The 10,950-nt window shown below is 57.5% G+C and carries 9 protein-coding genes and 1 pseudogene; 3 read left to right on the forward strand and 7 right to left on the reverse strand.

Features of this window, described 5'->3' with window-relative positions; translation table 11 throughout:
• Positions 1-9: 9 nt before the first annotated feature.
• From F2S13_RS11845 to F2S13_RS11855, 3 genes are all read right to left on the reverse strand, one after another.
• Positions 10-1,062, reverse strand: coding sequence for a beta-keto acid cleavage family enzyme (locus tag F2S13_RS11845; protein ID WP_166360892.1), 1,053 nt, complete (start codon positions 1,060-1,062; stop codon positions 10-12).
• Positions 1,063-1,141: 79 nt separating this feature from the next.
• Complete coding sequence (locus F2S13_RS11850; RefSeq protein ID WP_166360894.1) at positions 1,142-1,990, reverse strand: TauD/TfdA dioxygenase family protein; 849 nt, start codon at positions 1,988-1,990, stop codon at positions 1,142-1,144.
• A 14-nt stretch (positions 1,991-2,004) separates the two neighbouring features.
• Positions 2,005-2,985, reverse strand: coding sequence for a quinone oxidoreductase family protein (locus F2S13_RS11855; protein ID WP_166360896.1), 981 nt, complete (start codon positions 2,983-2,985; stop codon positions 2,005-2,007).
• A 290-nt stretch (positions 2,986-3,275) separates the two neighbouring features.
• On the opposite strand from F2S13_RS11855, the gene F2S13_RS11860 reads away from it, so the two are divergent.
• Positions 3,276-5,033, forward strand: coding sequence for a monovalent cation:proton antiporter-2 (CPA2) family protein (locus tag F2S13_RS11860; protein ID WP_166360898.1), 1,758 nt, complete (start codon positions 3,276-3,278; stop codon positions 5,031-5,033).
• 31 nt (positions 5,034-5,064) lie between these two features.
• On the opposite strand, the gene F2S13_RS11865 is transcribed toward F2S13_RS11860, so the two are convergent.
• The 3 genes and pseudogenes from F2S13_RS11865 to F2S13_RS11875 form a co-directional block, all read right to left on the reverse strand.
• Positions 5,065-5,568 (reverse strand): type II toxin-antitoxin system YhaV family toxin, encoded by a 504-nt coding sequence (locus F2S13_RS11865; protein ID WP_166360900.1) that lies wholly within the window; start codon positions 5,566-5,568, stop codon positions 5,065-5,067.
• Entirely contained in the window at positions 5,565-5,942 is a 378-nt protein-coding gene (locus F2S13_RS11870) for a type II toxin-antitoxin system PrlF family antitoxin (RefSeq protein WP_246237878.1), read from the reverse strand. The genes F2S13_RS11865 and F2S13_RS11870 overlap by 4 nt, the downstream gene beginning before the upstream one ends.
• Before the next feature lie 90 nt (positions 5,943-6,032).
• A pseudogene (locus tag F2S13_RS11875) lies at positions 6,033-6,227 on the reverse strand (alpha/beta fold hydrolase); the annotation flags it as partial.
• Positions 6,228-6,698: 471 nt separating this feature from the next.
• Here F2S13_RS11875 and F2S13_RS11880 point away from each other — a divergent pair.
• Complete coding sequence (locus F2S13_RS11880; RefSeq protein WP_166360904.1) at positions 6,699-7,508, forward strand: hypothetical protein; 810 nt, start codon at positions 6,699-6,701, stop codon at positions 7,506-7,508.
• A 13-nt stretch (positions 7,509-7,521) separates the two neighbouring features.
• Entirely contained in the window at positions 7,522-8,766 is a 1,245-nt protein-coding gene (locus tag F2S13_RS11885; RefSeq protein ID WP_166360906.1) for a YfaP family protein, read from the forward strand.
• A 148-nt stretch (positions 8,767-8,914) separates the two neighbouring features.
• On the opposite strand, the gene F2S13_RS11890 is transcribed toward F2S13_RS11885, so the two are convergent.
• On the reverse strand, positions 8,915-10,588 hold the full coding sequence (locus tag F2S13_RS11890) for a tetratricopeptide repeat protein (protein WP_166360908.1): 1,674 nt from the start codon (positions 10,586-10,588) through the stop codon (positions 8,915-8,917).
• Positions 10,589-10,950: the final 362 nt, after the last annotated feature.

A 10,950-nucleotide genomic window follows, 5' to 3' on the forward strand; every position in this document is an offset into this window, starting at 1 on the left:
CGTTGCCGATCAACCGCGCTGCGGCACGCCTTTCTGACCAGGCTTGCGGTTTGGCGACATGCCATTGGCCAGCAGGGTTTCTTCGATGCTCGAGTACTCCACACCGATGCGGTAGATCTCGCGCGCTTCCTTGCCGGTGGCAATTTCACGACCCAGTTCATGGGCGATGCGCACGGTCTGCTTGATCTGCTGCACGGAAGAGAAACGCTTGCCTTGGTGGTCGATGATGGTGTCTTCGTTACCAACGCGTGGGTGCATACCCATGGCCATCGACATGGCGTTGAACGGCAGAACGTTCTTGAGCAGCGACTCGGAAGTCACAGTGCTGCCATCCGGTGCGCGGTGCAGGAAGTTGAAGAAGTTGAACGGGTTAGGACCGTCGAAACCACCACCGATGCCGATCCAGGTCAGGTTCAGCGGGCCTTTGTAGACACCCTTGCGAACCAGACGCTCGAGGGTTTCCAGGGCGTGCATGCCGGTCAGCTGGAAGTGCGGCTGAATACCGTTGGCCATCAGGCGCTTGAGGTGCTCTTCAACCCAGGCCGGGCCAGCCGGTACGGTCATTTCGCTATAAGCAGCCTGGTAGGCCGGGTTGGCCAGGGAGGTGCCTTCCAGGTATTCCGGATACAACAGCTCCATGATGTTCATCTGGGTGGTGTTGATCGCGACAGTAACCTGGTCTGGTTTCGGCGTCAGTTCGGCGAGCATGTGACGGGTGTCGTCGCTCAGCCACTTGGCCGCTTCGCCATCGCTTTCAGGGGCGAAGGAGATCGATCCACCGACCTGGATAATCATGTCCGGCACAGCTTCACGCACACCGGCAATCAGCTCGTTGAACTTGGACAGGCGCTTGGAGCCCTTACCGTCCAGCTCACGTACGTGCAGGTGCAACACGGTGGCACCGGCATCGTAGCACTCGACAGCCTTCTGGATCTGCTCGTCCATAGTGACCGGAATGTCTTCAGGGAAGTCTTCTGGTGCCCACTCTGGGCCGTACGGGGCGACGGTGATGACCACCTTTTCCATGTTTTCGGGGTGCAGGGAATCGTCGAAGAATTGCATGAATTACTCCTTTTATTATCGTGGTCCGCCTGGCGGGGTTTGCCGCAGCAGGCGGAAGTAGGCGAGCAGTCGGGGCTCTTCAGTAGGTCTTGTCGCCGATGATGCCCGCGCGCTCCATCTTGCGATGGCAAGGCGGGTAGTCCATGACGGCGTAGTGCTGGGTACTGCGGTTGTCCCAGATGGCAATGCTGTTGGGCTTCCAGCGCCAGCGCACTTGATACTCGGGGATGTAAGCCTGACTGATCAGGTACCGCAGCAGTTCCGGCGCGCCCGGGTTGGCGTCCTGGCCAAAGCGCACCCGTTCAGGGGTGTGGTAGTTGCTGAAATGGGTGGTGAAGGCATTGACGAACAATATCTTTTCACCGGTTTCCGGATGAGTGCGTACCACCGGATGCTCGGCGTCGGGGTATTGGGCCTTGAGCGCCAGGCGCTTCTCGATCGGCATGACCGCACCGAAGCTGGCCTCGATGCTGTGGCGGGCACGCAGGCCTTCGATCTTCGCCTTCACGTCTTCGGGCAGACGCTCATAGGCCACGGCCATGTTCGTCCACATGGTGTCGCCACCCACCGGCGGGCACTCGATGCAGCGCAGTACACAGCCCATCGACGGCGTCTCGCGCCAGGTACCATCGGTGTGCCAGGCGTTCTCGTAGCGGTCCATCGGCTGGTCCGGATCCTTGTAGATGCGTACCAGGCCCGGATGCTCCGGGTCGCTGCCAGCCACTGGATGGTCCTCCAGCTCGCCAAAGCGGCGAGCGAAGGCAACATGCTCGGCACGGCTGATGTCCTGGTCACGCAGGAACACCACCCGATGCTTGAGCAACTGGGCACGAATCTCGGCGAAAAGACCATCGTCATGGATAGCGTCGGCGAGGTTGACGCCGATCAGTTCCGCACCGATGTTGCAGGTCAATTGTTCGACTTTCATGGCAGGCAGCTTCCTTAAATGACGAAAATCGACGAGCCAGTGGTCTTGCGCGACTCCAGGTCACGATGGGCCTGCACGGCATCCTGCAAGGCGTAGTGCTGGTTGATCTCGATCTTGATCCGACCGTTGCCGACGTGGTCGAACAGCTCGCCGGCCAGGGCCGCTTTCTCCGCCGGATCGGCAATGTAGTCAGCCAGGGCCGGACGCGTCAGGTACAGGGAGCCCTTCATCGCCAGCAGTACCGGATCGAAAGCCGGGATCGGGCCGGACGCAGTGCCCACGCAGACCATCAGTCCGCGGCGCTTGAGGGAATCCAGGGAACCCATGAAGGTGTTCTTGCCGACGCTGTCGAACACCACGTTGACGCCAACGCCGTCCGTCAGATCGCGAACGCTGGTTGCAACGTCTTCGTGGCTGTAGTTGATAACGTGGTCACAACCGTGAGCCTTGGCGATTTCACCCTTGGCTTCGGTGGACACGGTGCCGATGACCGTCAGGCCGAGCAGCTTGGCCCACTGGGAGACGATCAGGCCGACGCCGCCGGCCGCCGCGTGCAGCAAAATGCTGTCACCGGCCTTGAAGTTGTAGATGCGACGCATCAGGTAGGATGACGTCAGGCCGCGCATGGTCATGGCCGCGGCAGTTTCGAAACTGATGGTTTCCGGCAGTTTGATCAGCGGCGCGGCCGGGATCAGACGCTCGGTGCTGTAGGCACCCAGGGTGTTGAGGAAGCCGGTGTAGGTGACGCGATCGCCAACCGCGACGTTCGTAACACCCTCGCCGACGGCCTGCACCACACCGGAAGCCTCGACCCCCATGCCGTTGGCCAGCGGGATCGGGTAGGTGCCGTTGCGAAAGTAGGTGTCGGCGTAGTTCAGGCCAACAGCCACATGACGAAGACGAACCTGACCCGGGCCGGGATCGCCAACCGCTACGTCTTCGTAACGCAGGACTTCGGGACCACCGGTTTCGTAGAAGCGTATGGCTTTGGCCATGCCTGTTTCTCCAATCTGCGATTTTGGCGTACTACGCCGTTTTGTTCTGATGGGATTGACTGTATGACGCAGGCTGGTTGGACGCTTCTCATCAGACGACAACAGCTTTTCATTTCGTGACAAACCCCGCGCGGTTGAAAACGCCTGAACCTGGCATACGGTTTGAATTGATGGCCTGCGCCACAGGACTATGCTGTAACCAGTTCAGGGGAACGGCATGCTGGCTGGCCAGAACCTGCGATCAGTCGTCATGGCCCAGAGCCCTGCGCCGACAGCAAGGAGATGCGCGGATGCCACATGAAGCAAGCCTGCTCCAGGCGACGGTTGTCTTTCTATTGGCGGTGGTGGTGCTGGTGCCCCTGGCTCAGCGCTTGAAGCTGGGCGCCGTACCGGGCTATCTCCTGGCCGGAGTCCTGATCGGACCCTCGGTGCTCGGGCTGATCGACAACCCCCACAATGTCAGCCGCCTTTCGGAAATGGGCGTGGTATTGCTGCTGTTCATCATCGGACTGGAGCTTTCACCCCGCAAACTGTGGATGATGCGGCGCTCGCTGTTCGGCATCGGGCCGATCCAGGTGATTGTCACCGCGGCCATTTTCGCGGCGATTGCGTATATCGCATTCGCCCAATCCCTCCAGGCTGCCATCGTACTCGGCCTGGCATTAGCCCTGTCATCCACCGCCTTTGGCCTACAGATACTGGCCGAGCGCAATGAGTTGGGCCGTCCCCACGGCCGTCTGGCAGTGGCTATTCTGCTGTTCCAGGATATCGCCGCCATTCCCCTGATCGCCCTGATACCCCTGCTCGGGGGTGGCGAAGCCGACCAGATGCAGGGCGGCGAGCTGAGGCAGGCCCTGACGGTCCTGGCCGGCATCGGTGCGGTCATCGTCGGTGGGCGGTATCTGTTGGGCCCGGTGTTCGGCTGGGCGCTGCGCCCGGGTCTGCGCGAACTGTCCACTGCCACGGCTTTACTGTGCGTGTTCGGCACCGCCTGGTTGATGGAGCACGTCGGCGTTTCCATGGCGTTGGGCGCCTTCCTTGCCGGACTGCTCATGGCGGAGTCGCCGTTTCGTCATGAGCTGGAGTCGCAGATCGAACCGTTCAAGGGAATGCTGCTCGGGCTGTTCTTCGTCGGCGTGGGCATGAGCGCGGACTTGCGCCTGCTGTTTGGCGAACCCTTGGCCGTGTTGGGCCTTACTGTGCTGCTGGTGGGCTTCAAGCTGCCCCTACTGTTCGGAATCGGACGCCTGGCCGGTGGCTTGTCGCGAGCCGACGCCACCTGCCTTGGCGTGGTCCTGGCCTCCGGTGGCGAGTTCGCCTTCGTGGTGTTCAAGCTGGCGCTAGACCACCGCTTGCTGGAACAGTCGGTCCATGACTTGATGGTGCTCGTCGTCACATTGTCGATGGCGATGGTGCCCCTGGTGATGATCGCCCTGGCACCCGTAATGCGCGCAAGGCCTGCCACGCCGGATGCACCGGAAACTCCGCCCGAGGTCGACGACGAGCCCAAAGTGGTGATCGCCGGCATGGGCCGGATGGGCCGGGTCATCGCGCAATTGCTGCAAGCCCGGGGGATCTCGCTCGTAGCCCTCGACACCTCGGTGAAGACACTCGGCCAGCGCGGTGCGACCGGGCGCCTGCCGGTCTTCTACGGAGACCCGACTCGGCCGGAGATTCTCCATGCCGCCAAGGTGGGTACGGCGGAGCTGGTCATCGTCACCACCGACGATCCGCAGATCAATCTGGAGACGGCTCGGGTCATCTCGCGGCTCTATCCTTCGGTCAAGGTTATCGCGCGGGCACACGACCACAAGGAAGCACTGAAATTGATGGATGGAGGCGCCCGACCGGTACGGGAAACCTTTCATTCCAGCCTGGAGATCGCGCGTCGCGCATTTCTGGCGCTGGGGGTAAGTGAAGAACAGGCTGCCGTGTGGGTCCGGCATTACCAGAAGCAGGAAATCGAGGAGCTGATCAAGCTGCACCGCGATGCCGTTGCTGACGGCTCCCGACTGGAGCCGAATACTGATGCGCCAAATGAAGAATGATGTCGCTCAGGCTTGGGAAATAAGCGTCCGGTCACTTGACCGATTCCAGTGCCGAATGCAAACGCGCTGCCCCCGACCTCGCTTCTTTCAATAACTGATCCCAATCATCGGGCGGATGACCGCTAGCCAGCATTTTCCTGAACACCAGGTAGGCGTCGTCACTGCTTTCATAGGCGCGCCTGGTGTTCTCATCGTTCACCCAAGCCAACACAATCACTCTGCTCGGCCCGTGGAAACGGAAGAACAGTCGATACTGTTGAAAGAACTTGGCCCGAAACCAGTGTTTATGATCTTCGCCCAACGTGCCGCCTTGCCGGTACTCGGAGCGGGTCGGATCTTGCGCAATCACGTCGAACGCCAGCCTGGCGATAGCCGCCAGCCGTTTAGTTGCATTCTTCTTGATGTAGCCCACCGGGTCTGTCTGCTTCAACACCTCAACACTCTGGATCAGGTGCTCGATCTGATCCAGAAACAAGGGGTGGGCAAAAACCGTCCAGCCGTGTACGACCAGTGGTACAGGCTTGCCTTGGCTCATTCATCATCCGCCGGCAGCGGCGCATCGAGGTCAACCTCGATGTTGCCGACCAGCGAATGGATGCGCGTTACGAGATTCGCATCGACAGCTTGCAGGTGCTCGGGATGGTTGGCGATGTCGCGTGCCAGAAAACCCAGAAACTGGCCGATCACCGGATCATCTTCCAATGCTTCGGCACGGGTCAGCACCACTTCTCCGCCGGGGCGTATGGTGTAATGGATCTTGTCGCGCTTGCTCAAGCGAAGCGCACGACGCACCGTTTCCGGAATCGTGGTTTGGTAACGATCCGTGAGAGTGGATTCGACTTCGAGTGTGGTAGCCATATCTAGCCCCAGATCGGTGTGGAGAATGACTTTACGGTAATGCACTTGCATTGTGCCGTCAATGCGAAGCGGTGCCGGAACACAATGGGCATAGACCATAGCGCTGCAGCATGAACCGAGCCTCATGCTCCATTCCTACTTGCGGATGCCGACGGCATTGCACTTAAGCTCGCGTTTACACCACTGATCGATACTACGCCATGGCACGCCAAGGTCTTTCCAGTCCTCCAGCCCGATTGAGTCGAACAGCACCAGCTTCTCGGTGCCTTCCGGGTAGAGCAAGACGCAACGGGTCGCGAGCATGCCTCAGGTGGAATGGCCGATGACGCTGACCCGATACAGCCATGCGGTCGAGGAAAGCCCAAATAAACCACGCTTACATCCTCGACTGATTTTTCTCGAGTTTAAATACGGCGCTACCGCCAAGTAGTGCAGCCCCATCGGATGGCCGTCATGCCATTATCGGGGCGATTCTAAAACCCCTTTTTCTTAAAAATGTTACACCAACCTGCATACCTGTTTCAGCTTTAAAACAGAACACTTTAGTAAGCATTAATGGACAACCAAATGTGTTTGATGAATGTAAATAATTTTTTAAAAAATTTATTAGGCAACTTGCCATCAACATGCTGCATGCTAGCATTTGGATAGCATTGTCAGTGTTCAGCTATCCGTTCACAGGCCGCCCCTGCATTCCGGCCTCTTGCAATGCTGCGGACAGGACTTGAGAAGTTCTCTTCACAACACAAAAGCAGCCCTGCCAGTCCTGGCAGTGGCTTTCGCACAACTATAAACAAGGGGCTCGACATGATGCTGAGGAAGTTCTTACTTATAATAATTCTATTTAATTCCGTGGTGATGGCTGGAGATAAAAAAGACACACAAAACACACAAGACACCCAGCCAGTTGATTGGAGTCAGGACTCTATCAGTATCACCTTGGCTCCCGGAGAAAGTATTGACGTACCCGTGACCCTTAGTTCTGCCAAGCGCTTGGGGCATGTTGAACTATCGGTGACGAAGGATCTCCTCAATCTGGTTACCGTGACGCCAAAAGATATCAAGGACGTGAGAGTTTCCGACGTTGTAAAAATTATCGTAAGGGTAAAATCACAAAGTACGACACCTCTTGGCAGCTATAATGGCATTGTGCAAATCAGTGCCGATACCAAGGGAAAGGGCAAAAGCTTCAGTTTCACACAACCACTGCCGGTCAATATTTTGATCCAGAACCCAGATACCGTTCCGGCGGCCGACAATGATGGAAATGGGGTCTGGGACTACATGGATATTTTCATTCAGCAGAAATACACCAATAGTCCTCCCACTCAAGCTGCGGCTCGGCAACTTTCACGAGCGCTCCAAACCGGCCTACTGAACGCTGATGACAAAAGAATCGCTATGGAGCAAGCCGGCGCAACGGATCGAGCGGTTGAGTGTATGTTTTTTGTCCAGCCACCGAAGGACGCTGCACGAATCATAAGTGAACTCGAGGGGGCGATTGTCAACAATGCTGCACGTAGTCGAGCCTATGTTACCTACGGCGAACAGTTAGCTGGCGAAGTTTTTCCAGGCCAGACCGCGTCGCAATTCTCAAACTCCTGTAATGAACAATAGTGGGAGAACCGCGATGAAAAACTTCAAAAAAGCCATGTTTGCCTTCTCCAGCGCCACACTGCTTCTTGCCCAGCCTGCCACTGCTGCGCTGGATCTGGACACGTTCTGTGCTGTGAAAGACACAGCGATCTATTTCGGCAACGGTATCGATACAACCGAGATATCGGCTAAGGTCAATCTGGTGGGCATGCAACTTGACCTGCGCAGCAAAATGGATGAAGACGAATACAAAAAAATTGAATTTGGCCTCTCTTACAACTCAACAAGCACCGTGATCGGAGATTTGTTGGAATCTGCGATTCAGTCGTTAGGGAGGGATATTGGGGACTTTTGGCGAATGCTCGCCCACTATGTCCCCATGCCGAACGTCCTCAGAGACGGTTATTTGCAAGGCGCCGCCCTCCTCGATGAGATAGCCCTGGTTGATGTTCAAGACAGAAACCGCCACGTCTCTGCGTATAAGGACAAACTGCTGCAGGGGAAAAAGGTAATCGTGGTAGCCCATTCTCAGGGGAATTTCTTCGTTAACCAGGAATACACAGCGTTGACGTCAGAAGAGCAAAGAGGCTTTGGGATTGTATCCGCAGCCAACCCGGATACCCGTGTCGTGAATGGCGGGCCTTACACTACCATCGCTGAAGACAAGGTGATCGAGGCAATCCGATTGTTCAAGGTCAGAAGTGGTTTGCCAGCTCCCCTAATCGTAAATGTACCAACCACAGGATTCGAGCTTCCTGACAATATTCTTGGACACTCTTTCCAGTTGGCTTATCTATGGGACAACACTGCTAGTAAGGAGAAGTTGCTCAGGGATATCATGAACACACGAAGAGATATGGTCCAGCCAACACCTTTGGTTATTCCGGGCATCATTACCGCCACATTAACCTGGGGCAGCCAACCTGACGTGGATCTGCATGCTTTCGAGCCAAATCGTTCGCATGTCTTCTATGCTGCACGTACCGGTCTCTCCGGAACATTGGACAGGGATGTGACTACCGGATTCGGTGCTGAGCATTATGTTGTTCCTTGTGAGAAGCTGGAGGCAGGAACTTACAACATCGGCGTCAATTACTTCAGTGGTTCCGGCCCGGAAATTGCCACGGTGTTGGTACAAGCCGGACTAAGTGCTTTTCCGTATACACTCTTCCTGCCAAATGCAGTCGGGGCAGTTGGAAATGACAGCCCGAAACACGTCGCCAGTGTAAAAGTTACTGGCAATAAAGAGGAGGGATTCAAACTGGAGATAATACCGTAGGAGATTGACAGGGTTCAGCTGGCGGCATAGTTCACCATGCTGCCAGTCTCAATAGGTGATTTCTATCGTGAATTTCCAGTGACTATCTAGCGAGAGACATTTTTTAGATCCTTCTCGACCTCAGCACGTAGGCGTGCACTTCCGGACGCTACTGACAGCAACACGCCCCCACACGGCAAAAACAGGATGCCGTGATTTCTACATCAGTCCGGGCCATTGCCAGGTCGAGGCGGGTCTGCGCGATGGCTGCCTCGGCGTCCCGGCCCAGTCGTTTCAGGCATTCCACGTAGCCGTGGAGGCTCCACACATTGTCCAGATGCCAGGACGCACGACTGAGGGTGTTGTCCAGGCCCAGATCAGCCTGATAAGCCTGCATGGCTTCTTCTACCCTGCCCTGCTCCAACAGCAGTGCCCCCAGCGCATGCCTGACCGGTTGCATCCAGCCCCATGGCTCGTCATAGGGCAAATTATCGTCAAGTGATAGCGCGTGGCGCAAATGGGCAAAAGCGCTGTCGTAGTTGCCTTTGCGATACTCGATTTCCCCGCGCAGCATGGCGTCGGCCACCCCCAGAATATCCACGCATTTGTTGTTGAAGATGTAGCGTGTTTCCGGCACTCGGTTCAGGGTATCAAGGAAGAATTGCTGTTCGGCTTCTGCGGCAGCTATATGCCCACACGCCGCGTGCGCCAGGCCTCTGGCGTAATGCAGCATCGCCGTGGTCACGCAGTACAGCACCTGGTCGTTTGGCAGAGGGGTGGTCAGTATGTCCTGCCATTTGCCGAAGCGTATCTGCACATGCACCTTCATCGACATGAAGCCCTCCAACCAGTCGGCCATGGGCGGCTGCTCCACGCGCAGCAGTTCTTCCTTGATGGTCGACATCAGTTGGTCGGCGGCTTCCAGGGCCGGTCGGTATTGCCCGAGGAACATCGCCGAGTAAAGTTTGAAGTGGTAGTTGTGGCTTCGATACAGGGTGTAGAAGTTGAGTGGCCCTTCCTGCTCCAGGTATTTGCTGTCGGCCTGGATCGCCCGGCTATTGGTGACCATAGCCCCACGGTAATCACCACAGAGCACGTCGATGTGCGACGGCATATGGCGCAAATGTCCGGCGTCCGGCACCAGGTCACGCAGGAGATCGCCGGCTCGCAGCGCTCGCTCCGGGTAGGGCGACATTTCCATGGTGTGGACGTACATGTGCAATATGCCCGGATGCGGTGCATCCCCATGCTGCTCCATCCGCCGCAGCGCCTGCTCCAGTACGGCCACCGCCTCAAGCGTGTCAGCGCCAGGTGCCGGTGCACCGGTTTTCAGGTCCCACAACTGCCAGGGTGTGCGGTCGATCATCGCTTCGGCAAACAGCGCAACGACGTCGGGATCATCGGAAAAGGCTTTGTAGACACCCCGCATGGATGCCGCGTAGGCATCGTTCCAGGTGAAGAGTTGATCATGACTGGACGCCTGATCGGCCGGGTAGCGTTGTTCCAGCGCCCGGATCAGCGCCTGCTCCACCGGTTTTGCACCCTCGATATGCGCCAGCGCGGCTTGCGTCGCCAGTCGGGCCTGGACCACGGCCTCTTTCAACTCCTGTTCGATGAAGGCATCCCAGCGCTTGTTGTAATTTGGGCCCGAGGCATAGGCGATGCCCCAATAGGCCATTGCGCAATCGCGGTCGTGTTCGATCGCCTTGCGGAAACAACGGATGGACTCGTCGTGGTTGTAGCCGTAGCACCATAACAATCCACGATCGAACCAGAGCTGGGCCTGGGACGAGTTGGTCGTCACCGGGCGGCTGTAGGTGCCCAAATCGTAATAGTCAGGCATCGGTTTATCCTCTCGACCAGAGCGTGAGAACCAGCATACCCCGGCGGTAATGAACGAGCGGTACAACCGACGACAGGCGAAAGTCAATCTCCTTCCCACGCTCCGCGACGCGATACCGGAATTTCTCGAACCAACGCCGGACCCGTAGCCGCTGCCGCAGGCTGCGCTCGGCCGCGTAGCGGTCGCAAAATTCCGAGATCGCCCGGGAGCCCCTGCGGGACTCCAGCGCAGCCATGCGGCAGCGGCTACGGGGGGTGCTGGCGTCCGGGCTTTTCACGGGGCAAAAACAAAACCCCATCTGCTTTCGCAGATGGGGTTTCGGAATTTAATCTTGACGATGACCTACTCTCACATGGGGTACG

This window comes from Pseudomonas akapageensis, from assembly GCF_011355085.1.
Taxonomy (GTDB): domain Bacteria; phylum Pseudomonadota; class Gammaproteobacteria; order Pseudomonadales; family Pseudomonadaceae; genus Aquipseudomonas; species Aquipseudomonas akapageensis.